This window comes from Prochlorococcus marinus XMU1402 (genome assembly GCF_017696205.1).
GTDB lineage: Bacteria > Cyanobacteriota > Cyanobacteriia > PCC-6307 > Cyanobiaceae > Prochlorococcus_A > Prochlorococcus_A marinus_AC.
The window spans coordinates 826,824-848,472 of the sequence record NZ_JAAORD010000001.1; the positions used below are offsets into that span (position 1 = coordinate 826,824).

Sequence of the window (21,649 nt, forward strand, 5' to 3'; positions counted from 1 at the left end):
TATTGTTTTCTTTTATTTATGCATCGTAATACATGAAGAATTCATGTGGATGAGGCCTTTGTCTTAGTTGTTGTACCTCTTCGTATTTTATATCGATAAAGTTATCAATAAAATCTTCAGTAAATACTCCACCAGCTAATAGATAATCCTTATCTGCTTTTAGCGCATTAAGTGAATCATTTAGAGATGAAGGTACAGTATCTATTTTTGCAAGTTCATCAGCTGGAAGTTCAAATAAATCTACATCTACTCCATCACCAGGGTCAATTTGATTTTTAATTCCATCAATACCAGCAAGCATCATTACAGAGAATGCTAAGTAAGGATTTGCAAGTGCGTCACCTGATCTGAATTCTAATCTCTTAGCTTTGGGGCTTGGTCCTGTTAAGGGTATTCTTACCGCAGCTGATCTATTACCCTCAGAATAAACTAGATTTACAGGTGCTTCGAATCCTGGAACCAATCGTTTATAACTATTAGTAGTTGGGTTAGTAAATGCTAAGAATGATGGCGCATGTTTAAGTATGCCTCCGATGTACCATCTTGCTGTTTGAGATAAATTTGCATATGATCCTTCACCAAAGAATAGTGGCTGTCCACTCTTCCATAAACTTTGGTGAACATGCATTCCTGTTCCGTTGTCGTTAAAAACAGGTTTTGGCATAAATGTTGCTGTTTTTCCATATTTTTTTGCAACATTTCTGACAACGTATTTATAAGTCATAACGTTATCAGCAGCGTTTATTAACGAATCAAATTTCATTCCAAGCTCGTGTTGGCCTGCACCAGCAACTTCATGGTGATGTTTTTCGGTGGGGATACCTAATTCACCCATAAGAAGTAGCATCTCAGATCTGATATCTTGCGCAGTATCATTTGGAGCTACTGGAAAATATCCTTCTTTATATTGTATTTTGTATCCTAGGTTTCCCCCTTCTTCAATTCTCCCTGTATTCCATGGAGCTTCAATAGTATCTACACTATAAAAACAACCTCCTTCTTTAGAGTCATATCTAACATCATCAAATAAAAAGAATTCTGGTTCTGGTCCAAAAAATGCAGTATCTGCTATACCAGTCGAGTCTAAATATTTTAAAGCCTTTTGAGCTAATGCTCTTGGACACCTATCATAAGGTTCCCCGCTTCTTGGCTCTTGAATAGAGCAAATCATACTTAAAGTTTTATGTTTATAAAAAGGATCTATCCAAGCTGTACTTGCATCGGGAACCATTGACATATCCGAGGCATTAATTGCTTTCCAACCTCTTATTGATGAGCCATCAAATGCCAAACCTTCTGTAAAAGAATCCTCCTCTATCATGTCTGATGTAAGGGTTAAATGTTGCCATTTTCCATGAATATCAGTGAATTTTAAATCGATGAGTTCAATTCCTTCGTCTTTAATTTGACTTAAAACATCTTGAGGGGATTTAGACATAGTTTTGTGATACCTTATATGAAATTAATAACTCGATGATTCTTGTTATGTATCAAGGGTAACTTTTTTAAGACTTGATGTCTTCTTTTAGTGTTTCAAGTCATAAGTTTAATAATTGTTTACTTAAATATTTAAATTGAATTAATTTCTTTAAATAAATATCGCTTATGTGGAGATATTAGTTTAATTTAAAAGTAATTAAATGTAATGCTTTGACGGAAGCAAAACTTATTTCGGCTTTAAATGAAGAGAATTTATCTCATTTCTCAAAGACTTATGTTCCCTCTAGACTTTTATTAGGTCCTGGTCCTTCAAACGCACATCCATAAGTCTTAAGCGCTCTTTCTTTGAATCCTATTGGCCACTTAGATGAAGCATATATTTCATTGATGTCTGACGTTCAACAACTTCTTAGATATACCTGGCAATGTAATAATCGTCTGACTCTTCCAATGAGTGGTACTGGAAGTGCAGCTATGGAAGCATCAATAGCTAATTTTATAGAGGAAGGAGAAAAAATTCTTATCGCTAAAAAAGGATATTTTGGAGACAGACTTGTTGATATGGCAACAAGATATAAAGCAGATGTATCTGTTATGGAAAAACCTTGGGGTGAATCTTTTTCTTATGAAGAAATCAAGTATGAAATAGAAACTAAAAAACCAGCAATTTTTGCTATCGTCCATGCTGAAACATCAAGTGGGGTTTTACAACCTCTTAATGGAATTGGTGAAGTATGTAGAAAAAATAACTGCTTGTTTTTAGTTGACGCAGTTACTTCCCTTGGGGCTCTTGAACTATTGATAGATGAATGGAAAATAGATTTAGCGTATAGTTGTAGCCAGAAAGGATTAAGCTGTCCGCCTGGACTAAGTCCTTTTACAATGAATAAGAGAGCTGAAGATAAACTAAGTTCAAGAAAAACAAAAGTCCCAAACTGGTATTTAGATTTATCTCTTTTAAATAAATATTGGGGTTCTGATCGCGTTTATCATCATACGGCCCCTGTAAATATGAATTTTGCTATTCGAGAAGGTTTACGATTAATTGCAAATGAAGGTTTAGAGAATGTTTGGTATAGGCATAATACTAATGCAAAGAAACTTTGGAAAGGATTAGAAAGTCTAGGCATGGAATTACATGTATCAGAGGATTATCGATTGCCAACCCTTACAACAGTTAAGATCCCATCTGCAGTAGATGGAGATGGTTTTAGAAATCATCTTTTAAGAAACTTTGGAATAGAAATAGGAAATGGACTTGGAGAATTGTCTGGTAAGGTTTGGCGCATAGGATTAATGGGCTTTAACTCAAGTGAGGAGAATGTAGATAGATTATTAAACCTATTTGATACTGAATTAAAAAAATATTCTATTTTTGAGTCCTCAACTTTTTAAACCATAATTGTAAATTCTTACTGCATTCGTCTTCTAAAATACCTCCTACTATTTCCATTTTGTGATGGGAACTTTTATGCTTCGATAAGTCAATTGAGCCGCCCAATCCACCTCTTTTTTTATCGTAGGCCCCAAAAACAACTTTACCCATCCTTGCCTGTATAAGTGCCGATGCACACATAGTACATGGTTCTAAATTTGTGATGATAATACATTCATTAAATCTCCAATCATTTTTTATTAGAGATGCCTGCCTTAATGCCATAATTTCAGCATGACCCAATGGATCATTATTTATATTTCTCCTGTTAACCCCTCTTCCAATACATCTTCCTCTCTCATCTAAAATTATTGAACAGATTGGTAATTCAACTTTTCCAATTTCTTCTGATCTTCTTAAAATAGAACTCATCCATTTGGTGTATTTTAAAGTATTTATTCCTTTCTGTTCATCATAATTACTATTTACATTTTCAAAAATATACCTCATTTACAAATATTAAGAATAAACTTATTAATAGATATCTTATCTGATGACTGAAGATTTAATTAATAAAAAAGATATATACTTTCCTTCGTATTCAGGGAATAACGATAACTTAATTACTCTGCTAAATAAAACAACTCAAATTCTTTGTGACTGGTTCTCTAAAGCTCATAAAAATGGTCCTTTACCTTTTGATGAGAGTTTCAATTGTATTATGCCTTCGGATGATGGTAACTCTGAGGAAGATTTATTTTCTGAGATTGAATCTCTTTTGAATTATTCATATAATCCTGTTCATCCTGGCTCACTAGCTCACCTTGATCCCCCACCTTTAATTTTCTCTATTTTGGGAGATTTGATTGCTGCTGGTTTAAATAATAATCTTCTTGCATACGAATTATCACCAAGTGTAACCTTGCTTGAGGAATCATTATGCAAATGGTTTGCCAAGAAAATAGGGTTTAATGATTCCTCAGGAGGTATAGCTGCTAGCGGAGGTACATTAAGTAATCTGAATGCACTTATTGCAGCTAGAAATAATGCTGGATTAGCTACAAATCCTAATTCTGTATTACTTGTTAGTGAAGATGCTCATTCTTCTTTCGTTAAATGTATAAAAGTAATGGGTCTTGATACTAGGAATCTAGTCAGGATTAAAACTGATAATCATGGTCGAATGGATATAAACGATCTGAGAAACTCTTTTGATAAATGTTCAACAGAAAATAAAAAAATATTTGCTATTGTTGCCACTCTTGGGACAACTGTAAGAGGAGCCATTGATCCTATTAAAGAAATAAGTGAAATCTGTAAACAAAGAAACATATGGTTACATATTGATGGTTCAATTGGAGGGATTTTTGCTATAACTTCTATTCCAATAGAAGGTCTAAATAATATTAATCAGGCTAATTCGATAACGATAAATCCACAAAAAATTATTGGTATAACAAAGACTTCATCTTTGTTATTGGTTTCAAATATGAGTACTTTAGAAAATACTTTTAATACTGGACTACCGTATATATCATCTAAAGAAAATATTATAAATAGAGGAGAAATAGGCATACAAGGTTCTAGACCTGCAGAGGTTATCAAACTATGGCTTGGGTTACGTTTTTTAGGTCTCAAAGGAATAGAAAATATATTAAAATCATCAATTAAAAGAAAAGAATTTTTTGTAAAAAATATTAGTAAAAATAATTTTGATATATATTCAGGTCCTCTTCATATTGTTTCATTCTTACCAAATAAACTTGAGAAAAAAGACTCTGATGCATGGACTCAAACTAAAGTAAATGAACTAATTAATAATAATTTTATGCTTTCTAGACCAAAATTTAAAGGTAGATATTTTTTAAGGGTTGTCATGGGAAATTACAATACCAAGGATTCTCATATTGAAGAACTTTTGAGACTTCTTGATGCTTAACTAATGAATATGGGAAGACCAAAAATTATTGCAATAGTAACGGGGTTTATCTCTATAGCTATTTGCATTGCTTATTTACTATTAATAACTATCTTTGATTTCAGAACTTATCTAAATGATCAATTATCCAATATTAATTAGTAAATGGAGGTAAACTTTTATTTGATTTAAAATATTTTTTCATTTCAATTTTTGAAATAGCTTCTTTTACGAAATTATTTAAAATATCCTCTCTTTTACTTATTCTATAGATCTTATCTACTACTTCTTGAATTCCTCCATCACCCCAATCTTGACCATTTTTAAAATATTCAATCAAACTTAGTCCTACTATTCTTATTAACCAGCCTGCTGTAACTGATTGGATAGATTTAGATAATATTATTTTAGTAAAGCTTGTAGCTAAAGCAGGAGAAAGAATGGCGAGACCCCCTTTTAATATTCCTTGTTTAGCCAATGCGCTTAGCAATGAAGTCGCCAAATCTTTTGCATCTTTTTTTGTAAGTTTTATTTCATATATTTTTGATAACTCCATTATCATTTGAAGGTTTACGGACGTAGTAGTAAGAAAATCAATAGCTGGTAGTGGATTAACTAGTATTACCCCTCCTGTTATCCACATATATTTTTTAATAACTTTATTGGACATTAAATATCTTTGTTCTTGTACGAAATTTTTACTTTTAATACCTAACTTATTTGAGCGAAAAAGAATATTATCAGCCAATAACTCTTCACCATTATTATCGAGGGTTTCAATTATTTCTCTAAATAAACTTCCTACCTCAGGGATTAAATTTAAAGAATCAGATTTTGTATAGGTAGATTTTTGAGGGACCGCAATTGTTTGTACGACTGAAATTTTATTTTTTCTAGCGGATGTTATGGAAATTATATTTTCTTTGATAAGGTTATTTTCATCTCTAGACCTCAAATCACATTTATTTAGAACTATTATTATTTTTTTCCTTAATTTCAATAATTCTTTAATTAAATAGTTTTCGTATTTATTTATGTCCTGATCTAACACAAAAAGAACTAAGTCAGAATTTGATGCTTGTATTATTGTTGCTTTTTCTCTTTCTTCTCCTAATTTAGATGGTTCGAATAAACCAGGAGTATCTACAATATTAATGTTTCTTTTTAAAATCGGTATACGAATTTTATAGCTATTAATTTGCTTAGTTGTACCTATTTTTGCTGAGGTTTCTCCTACAATATTTTTCAATAAGGATCTTGCTATAGATGTTTTTCCTGAGGAACCTGCTCCAAAAAGAGTAACTTTATAATCTCCTGTTTTTAATTGGGACTCTAGTTTATTTTTTTGGTAATTTAACAATTCAGCTTTTACTTTATCGCTAATTTTTTTGTTAATTTTCTCGACTCCTTCCAAACTTATCTTGGCAGCCCCATATGCATTTTTGAATGAAAGTGTATTTTTTTTATTTTTATATATAACTTTATAAACTATTTTTTTAAATAATTTTTTATCAATATTATAAAAAGTATAAATAATTATAATTAAAAATAAAAGAGTATAAATATTTACTATTCTTACAAATATAGAAAATATAATATAAAGAAATAATATCAATACTACATACTTTATGTACTTTAATTTCAAGTAATTCATTTTATCGATTATTTTTAAAAATGTTATACAGTAAAATAATGAAACCAATATTAATAGATATATCAGCAATATTAAATACTGGAAAATTTATAATATTTAAATTTATAAAATCAACTACAAAGCCTCTATATATCCTATCTATACCATTACCAATAGTTCCTCCAAGAATAAAGCTATAAGAATATAGATCTATTGAGTTTAAAGTATTCTTCCTAAACATTAAATAAATAATTAATATAGAGAAAAAAATACTTATTAAAGATAAAAATACTCTACTACCACTTAATATATTAAATGCTGCTCCGTAATTTTTTACAAAGTCAAATTTGAATAAAAGAAAATCTTTATTTAAAAAAATTTTATAATTATAAAATATTAAATATTTCGTAAACTGATCTATTAGAACAATAAAAATACTTAATGAAAAAAAATATAATTTTGTTTGTATTTTCTTAATCATTATTTGTTATGTTTTAAACGTTCTATAGGTTTAATAAGTAATAAAAGTGGAAAAAGCATTAAAAAATGATATCCAATTTTACCTAATGAGTATTTCCCTAAATTATATAAAAATAAATTAAATTGACTGTACAATATTACTAGTACGAAGTTGTAGAATATTCCAGTTAAATGCATAGCAACTATTGCTATAAATCCGTTTTTTAAAAAACTTCTAACGTTTATTTTATTTCTAGTGTTTAAATTATCAATTATTTTGATTAATGGATAATAACCTAATAAATAACCAAAATTTGGAGTGAGCAAATAACCCATTGAACCTCCTTGATGAAAGACAGGAAATATAAATAACCCCAAAATTATATATATAGAAAATGCTCTGAAAACAACTTTTTTATGGAATATAAGTGTTAATAAAATTACGGTTGGAATTTGCCATGTGATAGGCAACTCAAAGTTATTACTAGATTTATATATAAAAGGTAGAGGAATATAAATAGGTAACATTGTCGTTATTACTAGAGATTGAAGACTCACTAGTATCTCAATTAATTTATAAAAATTGAGCATGAATAAAATTTCTATTTATAAACTTCTCAATGCAACAATTGGATCTAATTTAGAAGCTCTTTTTGCTGGTAATACGCCAAATATTAATCCTATTGATCCTGAAATGATCATAGTGGAAAAAGTTGTAGTGATTCCTACAGATGCAGGCAGTGGTGTTATTAGAGATAAAAGAAAAACACCTGACAATCCCGTTGTTGTTCCTATTAATCCTCCAATAGTAGATAAAATCAATGCCTCAATTAAAAATTGAATTAATATATCTGACTGTTTAGCTCCTATCGCTTTTCTAAGACCAATTTCTTCAGTCCTTTCGCTAACAGAAACGAGCATAATATTCATTATTCCTATGCCTCCAACAACTAAGGAGACTGCGCCAATACCTGCTAATAAAAACGTTAGCCCACTTGTAATGTTAGTTACTATATTTAATGCATCTTCTTGTGATCTAACTGCAAAGTCATCATCTCTTATTATTTTATGTCTTTGCCTTAATAGGTTAGTTATTTGAAATTTAGCGGCACTGGTTGCATTTTTATTTATTGCTTCCACACTTATGAAGCTTAAACTTACTCCATATGTAGGATCCTTCCCAGTAATCCTATTTACCATCGTGGTTAATGGAATATATGCATTTTTGTCTTGATTACTTCCAAATACTGCACCTTTTGGTTTTAATATTCCGATAATTTCATATGTATGATCTTTAATTCTGATTTTTCTGCCTAGTGATGATGATTTATCTTTGAAAAACTCGTCTTTCAGATCAGGACCAATTACTACATAACTTCTTGCACTATTCACATCACTTTTTGATATAAATCTTCCCTTATCTACTTCAAAGCTCCTCACATCAAGAAATTCCGGAGTAACTCCTGCTATTGATATATTTAGGCTTTTTGAGTTCGATTGCACTATTTCGTTAGCAGAGATTTGAGGAGCAACTTTTTTAACTGTTGGGACTTGATTACTTATTGCTACTGCATCATCTAAAACTAAGTTTTTAGGAAATGAAATACCTCTTCTTCTTGTGTCATTATTTCCAGGAACAATGAATAGAACATTCGCACCTAAATTACTTAGTTGGTTTTTAGCTAATGTTTGAGCACCTCTTCCAAGTCCAACAAGTGTAATAACTGATGCATTGCCTATTATGATCCCAAGCATTGTTAACGAACTTCTCAATTTGTTCGATACTAATGTTTTTGTAGCCATTCCTAAAGCTTCTTTTATAGAGATATTCCTAGACATATTTATATTTATCTAATGCTTCATCATCTTCTTCAATTTGCCCCATGTATATAACGCCTTCATTAAGCTGCAATGTAATAAGGTCGCCATTACTAATTTGATGATTAGCTAAATTATCTAAATTACATACTGTAGATATCTTTACGTTATTTTTATTAAACAATGCGTAAACATCATTTACATTTTGGTTAGTAACAATACCCGCAATATTTTTACTAAGTGGAATATTTTCCATTAATTCCTCTGGGACAAATAATATTTCACCGGGACAAATTAAGGACATATCAAGATTATTTTTTATTATTCTTGCTTTACCCGTAACACCAATTTCCCCAATTGAAATTCCTCTTGAAACAATCTTCCTAACTAAACCTACTTTTATTAAATCAGTAGAGCCACTAATACCAGTTAATGTCCCTGCAGTTTGAACTACTAAATCTCCTTGAATTAGAATTCCCATCTCCTGAGCAATTTGCATAGCTAAACTGAAAGTTTTTGCTGTTCTTTCATCATTCTTAACAACTATGGGAGTAACTCCCCAAACGAGTTGCAATCTTCTTGCTACAGCCCTCTCTGTAGTAGTTGCCAAGATAGGTGTTGGTGGTCTGAATTTGCTTACATTTCGAGCAGTAGAACCTGATTTTGTCAAAGGGATTATTGCTCCTGCATCAAGTTGTCTAGCTATATTACTTACAGCTGCACTAATAGCATTTGGTATAGTACTAGGTAAGTGACTCTCTATAGCTTTAAGTGGATAATCCCTTTCAATTCTTCTAGCTATAGTCGCCATTGTTTCTACAGCCTCTACAGGATAATCACCAACTGCAGTTTCGTTTGAAAGCATCACTGCATCTGTTCCATCCAATATTGCATTAGCAACATCGCTAACTTCGGCCCTGGTAGGTCTTGGATTCGAAGCCATAGAATCAAGCATTTGGGTCGCTGTAATTATTGGGATACCTAAAGAATTAGCTTTTCTAATTAATTCCTTTTGTAAAAGTGGGACTTCTTCAGCAGGCATTTCTACTCCCAAATCACCTCTTGCAACCATAACCCCATCACATAAAGGTAATAAAGTATCAATTTGATCAATTGCTTCAAATTTCTCTATTTTTGCGACTACAGGAGTTGAATGGCCATTTTCGTTTATTAAATCTTTTATTTCATTTATATCGGATGGGTTTCTTACGAAACTAAGGGCGATCCAATCAACTCCTTCAGATAAGCCGAATTTTAAATCCTCTTTATCTTTTTCTGTTAATGCTTTTACTGATAATTGAACATCTGGAAAATTAACACCTTTATTGTTTGAAAGAACCCCTCCTACAGTAACCTTGCACTCCAAATTATTAGCTTTTGTATCAACTTTTTCTACAATCATTTCTATTTTTCCATCATCTAAAAGTATTCTTTTCCCTTCGCTAACTTCTTGAGAAAGTTTGTTGTAGGTTACATTTGCAATAGAATTTGTACATTCGACTTCATTTGATGTAAGTGTAAATTTATCGCCTTTTTTAACTTTTACTGGCCCATCTTTAAAGCGCCCTAATCGTATTTTAGGTCCTTGAAGGTCTTGCAATATTCCAATATCTATATCTAACTTTTTTGATACTTCCCTTATGGTTTTTATTCTCTCAGCATGATCTTTATGATCTCCATGTGAGAAATTTAATCTGAATGTTGTTACTCCAGCTTTAATTAAATCTGTAATTATCTTTTCAGATTGAGTTGCAGGACCAATAGTCGCTACTATTTTTGTTCTTCTTTTTAAATCAATATTCGACATATATAGATAATATTGCTAGATATAAATAAATTTACCATACCCAAAGTTAGTTATTTAAGTCATGGATTTTGAAACTTATCAGAGAAAAGCGAGAGAAACAGCACAATATCCAGATTTAGGCTCAAATAATATTTATCCAACTCTTGGATTGGTTGGAGAGGCTGGAGAAGTTGCAGAAAAAGTGAAAAAGGTTATAAGAGATAAAAACGGAATATTTGATAACGAATCAAAATTAGGTATTAAAAAAGAGTTAGGAGATGTTTTGTGGTACATATCAAATCTTTGTACAGAATTAAATTTCAATTTAGAGGATGTTGCATTACAAAACCTTGAAAAATTACAATTAAGATCTGCTAAGGGAAAGATAAGAGGTTCTGGAGATGATAGATAAGTTCAGCTATAACCTATGCTTGCATATTGGAGATTTGTAATTAAATTTTGTATAACATTTAAAAGCAAAAAAGCTAATAAGGATGAAATATCAAATCCGCCTATTGGAGGGATAATACCTCTAAAAATGTTTAAATAAGGATCTGTGATAGAAGTTAATGCTGATAAAACGCCGTTACTCCAATCAATACCTGGAAACCATGTAAGTAAAATTCTTATTATCAATATGAAAGAATAAATTGATAAAGTTTGGCCTAAAACTGCAAAAATCTCAGATAACATTATCTTGTCGTAATTTAATATATCCTAACATTTACTTATTATTGCTGCTTATTATTACTGCTTCCTATTTTTGAGAGATATTCATTACTTACAGCAAAAGTTTGAAAAAACTTTTCTGATAATGATAACCAATATGATCTACCATCTTTTTGTTTTCGTTTGACGATAAATTTCTTTTCTAATAATTCTTTAATATGATCATATGCACCTGAACCCCTTATAAGTATAAGATCCGATTGTAGGATCTTTTTTTTGATCGCAATAGTAGCCAATGTCCTTAATTCGGATGTTTTCAAATCAGAAGGAAGTAAATCATCGACGAAATCATTAAGACTAGATTTTAGTTCGAGAGAAAAACTGTTATTAATTGCATTTAATTCAATAGCTGAGTTGGGATCAGAGTATTTATTTTTTAGATCTTTAATTGCATCATTTATTGAGTTTATATCAGAATTAGTAATTTCTGAAAGGTCCTTTTTGGTTATTGGCCTGCCTTTCAAATATAGAACAGCTTCAACTTTAGTAACTAAATCTATATCAGATATTGGCTTGGTATTTAGATCAGATTGATTGATTTTAATTACCGAAATCTTTCCTAATTTAGCTTAAATTTAATCTGATGCACCAAGGAATAATTTATATGTATCGTTTTGAGTTTCATCCCAAAATTTATAGCCTAGAATATTTACAAATTTGTTCCACTCTAAAATCTCATTTTTATCGATTAAAACTCCAATAACAATTTTCCCAACATCAGCTCCATAATTCCTATAGTGAAACACGCTTATAGACCAATTAGATTTCATATTATTTAAGAAGTTTATTAATGCGCCAGGTCTTTCAGGAAACTCAAATCTGTATAAAAGCTCAACAAAGTTACTATTATCCATTTCTTTAAAATTCTTTGGTAATCTTCCACCTACCATATGTCTTAGATGATTTTTAGATAATTCATCATCACTTATGTCAATAAATGAGTACTCAGAATTTCTAAATAAATTTAAAAGATTTTTTTTATCATTTAATCCATAGACTTGAACTCCCACAAAGATCTGGGCATTCTTTGAATTCGACATCCTGTAGCTAAATTCAGTTAAATTTCTATTATCAAGTAACTTACAAAAATCAATTAAACTTCCTGGACGTTCTGGGATTTCAACAGCCATCATTACTTCTTTACACTCACCAAGTTCTGCTCTTTCTGCGACAAATCTAAGCCGCTCAAAATTCATATTTGCACCACATGCAATCGCAACCATTTTTCTATTTGAATGATTCGAATTTAAAATATCTTTTTTCATCCCTGCAATTGATAATGCTCCTGCGGGTTCTAGTATTGATCTAGTATCCTCAAAAACATCTTTTATAGCAGCACATATTTCATCAGTATTAACGGTAATCATCTTATCTATATATTTTCTGCCAATATCAAAAGTATTTTTACCAATTTTTTTAACCGCCACTCCATCTGCAAATTGACCAACAGAAGATAATTCCACAATTTTTGATTCTTCCAATGATTTTGTCATGGCGTCTGCATCTTCAGGCTCTACACCTATTATTTTTACTTCAGGCCATATTTTTTTTATATATAGAGAAATTCCTGATATTAATCCTCCACCACCAACAGCAATATAAATCGCATAAGGTTTTTCCTTAAGCTGCTGTTCAAGTTCTACAGCTATAGTTCCTTGTCCTGCGATTACTTCTGGATCGTCAAAAGGATGAATAAAACATAAATTTCTTTCTTGGCTAATTCTTATTGCCTCTTTGTATGTTTCATCATAATTATCACCAAATAATATAACTTTTGCTTTTAAATTTTTTACTGCATTAACTTTTACTAGAGGTGTGGTAATGGGCATTAATATGGTTGCTTGGCAATTTAACTTAAGGGCACTAAGTGCAACCCCTTGAGCATGATTACCAGCACTAGAAGTAATTACTCCCCGAGCAAGCTGTGAATTAGTAAGCTTACTCATTTTGTTATATGCACCTCTTATTTTGAATGAAAATACATCCTGAAGATCTTCTCTTTTTAGAAAAACATCATTATTAAGTGTATTACTTAAATTATGAGCTTTCTCAAGAGGTGTTTTTTTTGCAACTTCATAGACTTCAGCTCGAAGTATTTTTTCAAAATAATCATTCATACATATATTTTTAGCATTAATTATTAATCTAATAAAACATTACATGATCTATTTCAAAAAAAATACTCATTTTGCACCTCGGCGTTTTAGATTATACAGATACCAATTTTTGTTAAATGCTTTTAAGTGAGTTAAGTCATCCAAATCAACTTCATGGCTTAACAGTTTCACAATTAGAGGAAATTGCTTGTCAAATTAGAGAAAGGCATCTTCAGGTAGTATCCACTAGTGGAGGACATCTTGGTCCTGGACTAGGTGTTGTTGAGTTGACATTGGCTTTATATCAAACTCTTGATCTTGATTTTGACAAAGTTGTTTGGGATGTAGGACATCAAGGTTACCCTCATAAATTAATTACAGGACGTTTCAGTCAATTTGATTCTCTAAGGCAACAAAATGGAGTTGCTGGATATCTAAAAAGAAGTGAAAGTAAATTTGATCATTTTGGTGCTGGACATGCAAGCACTTCTATTTCTGCTGCTTTAGGAATGGCAATAGCAAGAGATAGAAAAGGTGAAAATTATAAATGTGTCGCTGTTATTGGAGATGGAGCACTAACTGGAGGAATGGCATTAGAAGCTATAAATCATGCAGGTCACTTACCAAATACCCCTTTAGTTGTAGTATTGAACGATAATGACATGTCTATTTCACCTCCGGTTGGAGCCCTTTCATCTTACTTAAATAAGGTAAGAGTAAGTCCACCATTGCAATTTTTGTCCGATAGTGTTCAAGAAAGTGTAAAAAATATTCCCTTAATTGGTAAGGATATCCCAGAAGAACTCAAAAATATTAAAGGAAGCGTTAGACGATTATCTGTGCCTAAGGTTGGAGCTGTTTTTGAAGAACTTGGATTTACATATATGGGTCCAATTGATGGTCATGATATTAGTAATTTAGTTAAGACCTTTAACGCTGCGCATAAACTTAAAAGACCTGTACTTGTTCATGTTGTCACAACAAAAGGGAAGGGTTATCCATATGCAGAAGCCGATCAGGTTGGATATCATGCACAGTCTGCATTTGATCTTACAACTGGGAAGTCTATTCCATCAAAGAAACCTAAACCTGTTAGTTATAGCAAAATATTTGGTCAAACCTTATTAAAAATTTGTGAGCAAGATAGCAAAGTTGTTGGTATTACAGCTGCAATGGCTACAGGTACGGGATTAGATATATTGCAAAAAAATATCCCTGATCAATACATCGATGTAGGAATAGCAGAACAACATGCAGTTACTCTTGCGGCAGGAATGTCTTGCGATGGTCTTAAACCTGTTGTAGCTATTTATAGTACTTTTCTTCAACGTGCTTTCGACCAATTAATTCATGATGTAGGGATACAAAATTTACCTGTATCATTTGTACTTGATAGAGCTGGGATAGTCGGAGCTGACGGTCCTACTCACCAAGGTCAGTATGATATCAGTTATATGAGATCTATACCTAATTTTGTATTGATGGCTCCAAAGGATGAGTCTGAATTACAGAGAATGTTAATAACTTCAATAAACCATAATGGTCCTACAGCTTTAAGAATACCAAGAGGCTCTGGATTAGGAGTGGCTGTAATGGATGAGGGTTGGGAACCTTTGAATATAGGCGAAGCTGAAATACTTGAAGAAGGAGAAGATATTTTAATTATTGCTTATGGTTCAATGGTCGCATCAGCAATCGAAACAGCAAAGATCTTAAAAAATATGAATATTAATGCATGCATTGTTAATGCAAGATTTGTTAAACCTCTCGATAAAAATCTTATTTTGCCTTTAGCAAGTAGGATTAAAAATGTTGTAACAATGGAAGAAGGAACCTTAATAGGTGGATTTGGTTCCGCAATAGTTGAATTATTTAACGATAATGAAATAAACATTCCTGTATACAGAATAGGTATACCTGATGTTTTAGTTGATCATGCTTCACCTGATCAGAGTAAAGTAAAACTAGGACTTATGCCTGATCAGATGGCAGATAAAATTGTTAAGAAATTTAAGTTAGTTAATTAATAATTTAATAAATAAATATTTATAAAACACCTCTTGAGGCTAATCCTAAGATTGCTCCAATTCCGAATATATGACCTAGGCAATTAGCACCTACAACTGATGCGTGACTTAAACCACCATAGAATTTTGAATTAGGTATTTCAAAACCTTCATTAGGTTTTCTTATTGTTGCTCTAGCGATTGCATAAGCAAAAACATTACATGCAATCATTACGACGGCACACTTTGGAGACCAAGAAAAAGTTGCTGGATCTGCAGCTGCAAATAATGTAGTAAACATAAAAATTCGTTATTTTCATATATTCTCTAATACTTTTGCCTAAAAAACACAAAATTGTAAAAGGTCTTAAGAGTTTTTTACTTCTAAACTATTTAACAACTTTATAAATCCAAACAAAATAACAAAATCACTTAGAGTTAGGAAGGATTCTGCAAAGCCATGCAGGAAGTCAACCTCAACAAGGGTTTTATCGTAATAATTTAGTGTGAAGATAGATACCAGTATAGTTATTAATACGAATAAAACAGTTAAGGAGAATCCTGTTTTTACAAAAATATTAACAGATTTGATTTTATATAAGTAAAACAAAAATATTGCATATGGAATTATTGATATTGAAAACAATAATGTGTTATCAATTGAACCTAATTTTTCTATACTTTTGAAAAATAAATCATTCATAAGTCTCTTTTCCTTTAAAAATTATTATTGCAGCTATGGCCAATGTTGAATTTCCTATAAATGTAAATATTCCTTGAAGTGATACTAGACCGTAAAGAATTTCTTGGTTGTCATAGATATGCCAGGTGATCGCACACATAGCACCTATTAAGTTTGGGACCATAGCGAGACTTAACCAAAAAAATAAATTATATTTTTTATATGTAGAAATTTTGTTTATGACTAATATGGCAAAAATCCATTCTATTACTGATGAGATATGTATTAACCAAGTTCCAAATGATAATTCGTGCAAAATTTTATATTTTTTTCTTTAAAACGTTGAGAACTTCTTTAGCATGATTTATAGGTAAAACACTAATCCATCTATAAGAAATTTTCCCATTAGGAGAAATCAAAAAAGTATTTCTATCTGAGAATGGAGGAATCCATGAACCATATTTATTACTAATAATTCCGTCAGGATCAGATAATAAAGTGTAGTTTATGGATTTCTCGCTGCAGAAACTTTCATGAGAATCTTGATTGTCAGCACTTATGCCAACAATTTCTGCATTATTTTTTGAAAAATCTTTTTTTAATTCTGAAAAACCTTTAGCTTCAAGAGTGCAGCCTGCTGTAAAATCTTTAGGATAAAAATACATAACAAGCCACTTACCTTGAAAATCACTTAATTCCCAAGTTGATTTTGTTTTTATGTTTTTATTAAAACCTTCTAATTGAAAGTTTGGAGCCATATCGCCAATTTCTGGAGCAAAATCAAAAGAGAAGGCTGAATTACAATTAAATAAGAGAATAAGTGGTATTAATATACTTGCAACTAAATTACTCATCAAATTTAGAATTTATTTAAATCAACTCCATTTGATTTAGCAAATTTATCTAGGCCTACTTTTTGTATAGACTTTAGGGCTTTGGTACTTATTTTTATATTTACCCATTTTTTGCCCTCTTCCCACCATAGTTTCCTTTTTTGGAGATTAACTTGCTGCAATTTTTTTGTACGAATATGAGAGTGACTCACTGCCATCCCATTATTAGCTTTAGCACCAGTTAGTTCACAAACTCTTGACATATTTTTTTGAGTTATATCTTTAAAAATTTTAACATATGACTCAATTTGTTGAATTAAGTAATTCTGAAATTAATTCGGCATTATTATTTTGTAAATTAATAATTTGTTCTTGATCTAATCCACCTACAGAAAGTTTAGCCATATCGTATACATGAATAGCAATTTTAGATGCCAATGGATTTTCAATAGGATCTTTTTTATCAATAATTATTTTGCTGCCTGTAATTTTGTTAAGACCATTAATAAGTGGATGTTCTTTGTTAATTAAGAGCACATGATATTCAGGTAAGCCTGGCATCTTTTGTTCCATGTAAGCACCCATATCATTAATTCTTCTCATTTGTTCTGGAAGCAAGATCATCGCAGGTGGAGCATCTTTACTTGATAGAGACTGCACTTTAACTGTTACTTTCTCATTGTTAAGGGCCTTAACTATCGTATCTCTAAGATTATCTGTATTTGATTTGCCATCCTTATCAACAATTTCTTTAGATTCTTTATCTTCTAGTTCATTTATTTCTGAATCTACTCTTTGGAATTGATAATCTTCATTTTTACTTTCCAACCATGGAAGAAATTGTGCGTCAATTAAGGGATCTGATTTAATAACTTCCTTACTATCAGATAAACAGATATTTAATGCACTTGACTGTGAAATCAAATCTGAACAGTAGATTATTTTTTTAGAATCAGTTAATTTATTTCGTTCTTTGTAATTTGCAAGAGTTGTGAAATATTTATCATTAGACTTAATGAGGGATTTATTTTCAATATCTTTAGTTACGTCTTTCTCAGAATTTATTATTGTTTCGAAAATTATACTGCTATCGACTAAATCAGCAAATTTTTCATCTTCTATAGCACCTATTTTAATAAAAGCAGAAATGGAATCCCAAATTTCTGCATAAAATTCTGGAGAATTTTTTATCAAATCCTTCAGTTTATTAGCTATTTTTTTTGAGATAAATGATGATATTGACCTTACTTTTCTATCTGTTTGTAATGCACTTCTACTAACATTTAAAGGTATATCTGTAGAGTCAATAACTCCTCTTAGAGGTAAAAGGTATTTTGGTACTATCTCTTTAATTGAATCGCTTACGAATACTTGATTGCAAAATAGTTTTATTTCTCCCTTTTCCCAATCAGCTCTACCTGACAATTTTGGAAAATACAATATCCCTTGTATGTCATAAGGATAATCTGTATTAAGGTGAATCCATAAAAGAGGATCTCCCTGGAAAGGATAAAGGTATTTATATAACTCAATATAATCTTCATCTTTTAATTCACTTGGTTGTTTTCTCCAAGGAGGATTTTTCTTATTAATTGTCTCACCTTCGAGTAATACATCTATTGGCATAAAGTCACAATATTTTTTTATTAGTGATTTAATCCTTTCAGGCTCAATAAACTCTTTTTCATCTTCAAGTAGGTGAAGTATCACATCAGTACCAATAGTCTCTCTTTCTGATTCTTCTAACGTGAAATTTGGCGATCCATCACACGACCATTTAAAAGCTTTTGATTCACCAATTGCTGATTTAGTTAATATATCAACTCTATCTGCGACCATGAAACTTGAATAAAAACCTAGTCCAAAGTGACCTATGAATTCATCATTATCTTTTTTATATTTTGTTAGAAATTCTTCTGCACTAGAAAATGCAACTTGGTTTATGTATTTCTTAATTTCTTCATCATTCATACCAATTCCATTATCAGAAATTGTTAACATATTTTTTTCACGGTTAATTGTTATTTTTACTTGAGCTTCCTCATTATTTTCGCAATCACCTGCCATAGAAGCCATCCTTCTTTTACTAATTGCGTCGACACCATTACTAACAAGTTCTCTTAAAAAGATTTCATGGTCAGAATATACTGCCTTCTTGATAATTGGGAATATATTTTCGGTATTAATACGAATTTCGCCTTTTTCCATTTAAAAAAAAATCAAACATATAAATCCTATTTCTTAAAAACTAGTTAATCAAGTTTAATTAGGAGTATTGTCCGAACAATATATGAATTTAAAAGTTAAATAAATTTTAAAAGGTTTTATTTAACCCACAAAATCTCACTACAATTATTTTCTTCCATTATTTGATTGGCTTCAGCCAAGTCATCACATGGATTTAAATGTAATATGGCAATATTTCCTCTTTTCTGTTGTTCTTTTTGTTCATACATACCTTTTTCTAACAAATAGGAATCTTTAAACATTAATAAAATCTTTTTTTTATCAATGTTTTCTTCTTTAATTAAATTTCTTAAAATGTCAATTGAAATTGTAAATCCAATACCATTTAAGATTTTTTCATTAGGACTAAAGAATCTTACTAATTCATCATATCTTCCCCCTTTTGCTATCACGCTTTTATTTTTACTATCATCTCCAATGAGTTGAAAAACTATCCCTTCATATAAATTCAAGTGAGGTTGAAAAGTGGGATCAAGTTGTAATTTGACACCATATTTGTTGGATATTTTTGATAATGTTTCAAATAAACAATTTAGGTCATCAAGATTTTTACTAGTGCCATATATCCCTTTCAATTTTTTTAATATTGTAATCGGTTCACCTCGTGTAAATAACAAATCTTTAAGTATATATTTTTCATCTTCATCAATTCCTAATTTAGATAATCTCTCTTGATCAAAATTTACAAGACTTTTCTTAATTTCTTCAAAATTATTATTCTTATATTTATTCAGGATCAAGTCCATTATTTTTGTGGTACTAACTAGTAGACATAAATCACAACCATCCTTCAAATTAATATTATCTATTGCATCAAACAATATATTAATAACTTCAATTTCTGGATATTTTGTATCATATCCAATTAATTCAATTCCACTTTGCAGCTTTTCTTGCAATTTATATGAATTTTTATTATTTAATTTCTTGTTAAAGACAATTCCATTAGTAAACAATCTTATAGGTCTTTTCTTATTTATTAACCTAGTAGATGATAACTTGACAATAGATGTTGTCATTTCTGGCCTAAGACATAATGAATTATTACTTACAATTCCAATGACCTCATTTTCATCAATAACACCTCGGCCTTTTATTGTCTCTAAAGTGTTTATAAACGAAGGAGAGACTTCTTCATAACCCCATATTTTATAAATATCATTTAATTTGTTTATTATATTTGCGTTGTTTTTTACGTCTACTAATTTAATTTCTTTTATATCTGTCATTTTAGTTTTTTAAAATTTTTAGGTGTAAAGATTTTTTTTTAATGGACAAACTTTATCTAGTTCATTTTTTATTTCATTTTCAAGGCTGGGAGAACAGGCCAGAATTCTACCAGAACTCAAATTAAATTCGCCCGATGGATAATCTGAAATAATCCCGCCTGCTTCTTTAACAATAATAGCACCGGCCGCTAGGTCCCATTCCTCTAATCCTCTCTCCCAATATCCATCTACCTTTCCTGCAGCAACAAATGCTAGATCAACTGCTGCTGCTCCACCTCTTCTAACTCCCCTAGTTTTATGTGTTAAGTAACAAAATTCAGCATAATTATTATCCTCCGTCTCAAATCTGTCATAAGAAAAACCAGTCACAAGTAAACTATCAGAAAGATTATGAGGACTAGATACTTTAATTTCAATATCATTGCAAAACGAACCTAAACCGATACAGGCTGAATATAGTTCATTTAAATAAGGTACTGATATAGCACCTATAATTGGCGTATTTTTATATACAAGACCAATAGAAGTTCCAAAAAATGGATATCCATGGGAATAATTGGTTGTACCGTCTAGTGGGTCTACACACCATGTTAAATCAGATGATTTATTTAATTTCCCTGATTCCTCTGCATTGATAGATATATTAGGTGTCTTTTCTACTAAATATTCCTTTATTTTATTTTCAACTTCCAAATCTACATTGGTTACAAGATCACCTTTTCTACCCTTTGTTGATATTTTTTGTATTCTATTGTAATTAATTTTAAGAATATCATTACCAATCTGAGCAGATTGTTTGGCTATTTCATATAAGCTGGATAAGCTTATTTGATCTTCCAGTACATCAATTTCACTTAATTCAGACATGGTAATTAATCTTCCTCAAATTCCCAAGGTGGGGCAACTCTTGTATTTCCTCTCCCAAAATATTGTCCAAATTGTAAATCGTAAACTTCATCTTCGTAAGTAGTTTCAACCTCTAGATCTGAAGTTGCTTTAGCGACACAAAGAAGAGCATAACCTTTGTCTTTTACGGCTTGAGATACGCCCATAGCTTCAGGTTGATGCAGGTTACCAGACTTTATTTTAACTGCACAACTTGTACAGCAACCATTTCTACATGAAAATGGGAGCTTAAAACCTTTCTTTTCAAATTCATTAAGAATATATTCATCAGAATTAACCTGCTCTTTGTATACCTTTCCGGTTTCTATATTTTTTATAGTGACTGTAAAAGTCTTATTCAAATAACTTTCCTCAAAAATGGGATGATAAAGAGTTAATATAGGATCCTTGGGAGAGGTGGCCGAGTGGTTGAAGGCGCAGCACTGGAAATGCTGTATAGGGGCAACTTTATCGAGGGTTCGAATCCCTCTCTCTCCGTTTTATTTTAATTGA

The 21,649-nt window shown here is 30.9% G+C and carries 22 protein-coding genes, 1 tRNA gene and 1 pseudogene; 5 read left to right on the forward strand and 19 right to left on the reverse strand.

Annotated elements, in window-relative coordinates; genetic code table 11:
- Positions 1-16: 16 nt before the first annotated feature.
- Positions 17-1,438: a type I glutamate--ammonia ligase gene (gene glnA / locus HA141_RS04735; protein ID WP_011818380.1), complete on the reverse strand. Its 1,422-nt coding sequence runs from the start codon at positions 1,436-1,438 to the stop codon at positions 17-19.
- Between the two features lie 212 nt (positions 1,439-1,650).
- Here glnA and HA141_RS04740 point away from each other — a divergent pair.
- A pseudogene (locus HA141_RS04740) lies at positions 1,651-2,835 on the forward strand (pyridoxal-phosphate-dependent aminotransferase family protein).
- On the opposite strand, the gene HA141_RS04745 reads toward HA141_RS04740, so the two are convergent.
- Positions 2,810-3,325: a nucleoside deaminase gene (locus tag HA141_RS04745; RefSeq protein ID WP_209117412.1), complete on the reverse strand. Its 516-nt coding sequence runs from the start codon at positions 3,323-3,325 to the stop codon at positions 2,810-2,812. The pseudogene HA141_RS04740 and the gene HA141_RS04745 sit on opposite strands and share 26 nt — an antisense overlap.
- Positions 3,326-3,368: 43 nt before the next feature.
- On the opposite strand from HA141_RS04745, the gene HA141_RS04750 reads away from it, so the two are divergent.
- Positions 3,369-4,754, forward strand: a complete 1,386-nt coding sequence (locus HA141_RS04750) for a pyridoxal phosphate-dependent decarboxylase family protein (protein ID WP_209117414.1) — start codon at positions 3,369-3,371, stop codon at positions 4,752-4,754.
- Positions 4,755-4,887: 133 nt separating this feature from the next.
- Here the strand turns inward: HA141_RS04750 and HA141_RS04755 are convergent, their stop codons facing one another.
- From HA141_RS04755 to pyk, 5 genes are read right to left on the reverse strand one after another with little or no spacing between them, the layout of a single operon-like run.
- Complete coding sequence (locus HA141_RS04755; RefSeq protein ID WP_209117416.1) at positions 4,888-6,387, reverse strand: GTP-binding protein; 1,500 nt, start codon at positions 6,385-6,387, stop codon at positions 4,888-4,890.
- A gap of 1 nt (position 6,388) precedes the next feature.
- Positions 6,389-6,847, reverse strand: coding sequence for a signal peptidase II (gene lspA / locus HA141_RS04760; protein ID WP_209117418.1), 459 nt, complete (start codon positions 6,845-6,847; stop codon positions 6,389-6,391).
- Positions 6,847-7,383, reverse strand: a complete 537-nt coding sequence (locus HA141_RS04765) for a biotin transporter BioY (protein WP_348535308.1) — start codon at positions 7,381-7,383, stop codon at positions 6,847-6,849. The genes lspA and HA141_RS04765 overlap by 1 nt, the downstream gene beginning before the upstream one ends.
- 48 nt (positions 7,384-7,431) lie before the next feature.
- The gene (locus tag HA141_RS04770; protein WP_209117422.1) at positions 7,432-8,664 is read right to left on the reverse strand and encodes an ABC transporter permease; all 1,233 of its coding nucleotides are present in this window, start codon (positions 8,662-8,664) and stop codon (positions 7,432-7,434) included.
- Positions 8,657-10,450, reverse strand: coding sequence for a pyruvate kinase (gene pyk / locus HA141_RS04775; RefSeq protein WP_209117424.1), 1,794 nt, complete (start codon positions 10,448-10,450; stop codon positions 8,657-8,659). The genes HA141_RS04770 and pyk overlap by 8 nt, the downstream gene beginning before the upstream one ends.
- Before the next feature lie 61 nt (positions 10,451-10,511).
- Here pyk and HA141_RS04780 point away from each other — a divergent pair, with 61 nt between their 5' ends.
- Positions 10,512-10,841: a nucleoside triphosphate pyrophosphohydrolase family protein gene (locus HA141_RS04780; RefSeq protein WP_209117426.1), complete on the forward strand. Its 330-nt coding sequence runs from the start codon at positions 10,512-10,514 to the stop codon at positions 10,839-10,841.
- 2 nt (positions 10,842-10,843) lie between these two features.
- On the opposite strand, the gene HA141_RS04785 is transcribed toward HA141_RS04780, so the two are convergent.
- The 3 genes from HA141_RS04785 to ilvA all read right to left on the reverse strand — a co-directional run bounded on the left by HA141_RS04785 (position 10,844) and on the right by ilvA (position 13,275).
- Positions 10,844-11,122 (reverse strand): YggT family protein, encoded by a 279-nt coding sequence (locus tag HA141_RS04785; protein ID WP_209117428.1) that lies wholly within the window; start codon positions 11,120-11,122, stop codon positions 10,844-10,846.
- Between the two features lie 38 nt (positions 11,123-11,160).
- Positions 11,161-11,667 carry an SMC-Scp complex subunit ScpB gene (gene scpB / locus HA141_RS04790; RefSeq protein WP_209117936.1) on the reverse strand — a complete coding sequence of 169 codons (507 nt, stop codon included), beginning with the start codon at positions 11,665-11,667 and terminating at the stop codon, positions 11,161-11,163.
- Positions 11,668-11,733: 66 nt separating this feature from the next.
- Positions 11,734-13,275 carry a threonine ammonia-lyase, biosynthetic gene (gene ilvA, locus HA141_RS04795; RefSeq protein WP_209117431.1) on the reverse strand — a complete coding sequence of 514 codons (1,542 nt, stop codon included), beginning with the start codon at positions 13,273-13,275 and terminating at the stop codon, positions 11,734-11,736.
- A gap of 116 nt (positions 13,276-13,391) precedes the next feature.
- On the opposite strand from ilvA, the gene dxs reads away from it, so the two are divergent.
- Positions 13,392-15,281 carry a 1-deoxy-D-xylulose-5-phosphate synthase gene (dxs, locus tag HA141_RS04800; RefSeq protein ID WP_209117433.1) on the forward strand — a complete coding sequence of 630 codons (1,890 nt, stop codon included), beginning with the start codon at positions 13,392-13,394 and terminating at the stop codon, positions 15,279-15,281.
- 19 nt (positions 15,282-15,300) lie between these two features.
- Here the strand turns inward: dxs and psaK are convergent, their stop codons facing one another.
- From psaK to HA141_RS04845, 9 genes are all read right to left on the reverse strand, one after another.
- On the reverse strand, positions 15,301-15,561 hold the full coding sequence (psaK, locus tag HA141_RS04805; RefSeq protein WP_011818394.1) for a photosystem I reaction center subunit PsaK: 261 nt from the start codon (positions 15,559-15,561) through the stop codon (positions 15,301-15,303).
- Positions 15,562-15,627: 66 nt separating this feature from the next.
- On the reverse strand, positions 15,628-15,963 hold the full coding sequence (locus HA141_RS04810; RefSeq protein WP_209117435.1) for a DUF3593 domain-containing protein: 336 nt from the start codon (positions 15,961-15,963) through the stop codon (positions 15,628-15,630).
- Positions 15,956-16,258, reverse strand: a complete 303-nt coding sequence (locus HA141_RS04815) for a DUF2499 domain-containing protein (protein WP_209117437.1) — start codon at positions 16,256-16,258, stop codon at positions 15,956-15,958. Before HA141_RS04815 ends, HA141_RS04810 begins: the two co-directional genes overlap by 8 nt.
- Positions 16,259-16,262: 4 nt before the next feature.
- Complete coding sequence (locus HA141_RS04820) at positions 16,263-16,796, reverse strand: peroxiredoxin (RefSeq protein ID WP_209117439.1); 534 nt, start codon at positions 16,794-16,796, stop codon at positions 16,263-16,265.
- Between the two features lie 5 nt (positions 16,797-16,801).
- Complete coding sequence (gene rpmB / locus HA141_RS04825; protein ID WP_209117441.1) at positions 16,802-17,038, reverse strand: 50S ribosomal protein L28; 237 nt, start codon at positions 17,036-17,038, stop codon at positions 16,802-16,804.
- 40 nt (positions 17,039-17,078) lie between these two features.
- The gene (gene htpG, locus HA141_RS04830) at positions 17,079-18,983 is read right to left on the reverse strand and encodes a molecular chaperone HtpG (protein WP_209117443.1); all 1,905 of its coding nucleotides are present in this window, start codon (positions 18,981-18,983) and stop codon (positions 17,079-17,081) included.
- Positions 18,984-19,099: 116 nt separating this feature from the next.
- Complete coding sequence (locus tag HA141_RS04835; protein ID WP_209117445.1) at positions 19,100-20,251, reverse strand: ATP phosphoribosyltransferase regulatory subunit; 1,152 nt, start codon at positions 20,249-20,251, stop codon at positions 19,100-19,102.
- Positions 20,252-20,269: 18 nt separating this feature from the next.
- Positions 20,270-21,118, reverse strand: a complete 849-nt coding sequence (locus tag HA141_RS04840; protein WP_209117447.1) for an inositol monophosphatase family protein — start codon at positions 21,116-21,118, stop codon at positions 20,270-20,272.
- A 5-nt stretch (positions 21,119-21,123) separates the two neighbouring features.
- Positions 21,124-21,498 (reverse strand): 2Fe-2S iron-sulfur cluster-binding protein, encoded by a 375-nt coding sequence (locus tag HA141_RS04845; RefSeq protein ID WP_245157278.1) that lies wholly within the window; start codon positions 21,496-21,498, stop codon positions 21,124-21,126.
- Between the two features lie 49 nt (positions 21,499-21,547).
- Here HA141_RS04845 and HA141_RS04850 point away from each other — a divergent pair.
- Positions 21,548-21,634, forward strand: a tRNA-Ser gene (locus tag HA141_RS04850).
- Positions 21,635-21,649 lie beyond the last annotated feature (15 nt).

Coding starts and splice junctions, on each gene's coding strand:
- glnA (WP_011818380.1), bottom strand. CDS start 1,438: ATGTCTAAATCCCCTCAAGATGTTTTAAGTCAAATTAAAGACGAAGGA.
- HA141_RS04745 (WP_209117412.1), bottom strand. CDS start 3,325: ATGAGGTATATTTTTGAAAATGTAAATAGTAATTATGATGAACAGAAA.
- HA141_RS04750 (WP_209117414.1), top strand. CDS start 3,369: ATGACTGAAGATTTAATTAATAAAAAAGATATATACTTTCCTTCGTAT.
- HA141_RS04755 (WP_209117416.1), bottom strand. CDS start 6,387: ATGAATTACTTGAAATTAAAGTACATAAAGTATGTAGTATTGATATTA.
- lspA (WP_209117418.1), bottom strand. CDS start 6,847: ATGATTAAGAAAATACAAACAAAATTATATTTTTTTTCATTAAGTATT.
- HA141_RS04770 (WP_209117422.1), bottom strand. CDS start 8,664: ATGTCTAGGAATATCTCTATAAAAGAAGCTTTAGGAATGGCTACAAAA.
- pyk (WP_209117424.1), bottom strand. CDS start 10,450: ATGTCGAATATTGATTTAAAAAGAAGAACAAAAATAGTAGCGACTATT.
- HA141_RS04780 (WP_209117426.1), top strand. CDS start 10,512: ATGGATTTTGAAACTTATCAGAGAAAAGCGAGAGAAACAGCACAATAT.
- HA141_RS04785 (WP_209117428.1), bottom strand. CDS start 11,122: ATGTTATCTGAGATTTTTGCAGTTTTAGGCCAAACTTTATCAATTTAT.
- ilvA (WP_209117431.1), bottom strand. CDS start 13,275: ATGAATGATTATTTTGAAAAAATACTTCGAGCTGAAGTCTATGAAGTT.
- dxs (WP_209117433.1), top strand. CDS start 13,392: ATGCTTTTAAGTGAGTTAAGTCATCCAAATCAACTTCATGGCTTAACA.
- psaK (WP_011818394.1), bottom strand. CDS start 15,561: ATGTTTACTACATTATTTGCAGCTGCAGATCCAGCAACTTTTTCTTGG.
- HA141_RS04810 (WP_209117435.1), bottom strand. CDS start 15,963: ATGAATGATTTATTTTTCAAAAGTATAGAAAAATTAGGTTCAATTGAT.
- HA141_RS04820 (WP_209117439.1), bottom strand. CDS start 16,796: ATGAGTAATTTAGTTGCAAGTATATTAATACCACTTATTCTCTTATTT.
- rpmB (WP_209117441.1), bottom strand. CDS start 17,038: ATGTCAAGAGTTTGTGAACTAACTGGTGCTAAAGCTAATAATGGGATG.
- htpG (WP_209117443.1), bottom strand. CDS start 18,983: ATGGAAAAAGGCGAAATTCGTATTAATACCGAAAATATATTCCCAATT.
- HA141_RS04835 (WP_209117445.1), bottom strand. CDS start 20,251: ATGACAGATATAAAAGAAATTAAATTAGTAGACGTAAAAAACAACGCA.
- HA141_RS04840 (WP_209117447.1), bottom strand. CDS start 21,118: ATGTCTGAATTAAGTGAAATTGATGTACTGGAAGATCAAATAAGCTTA.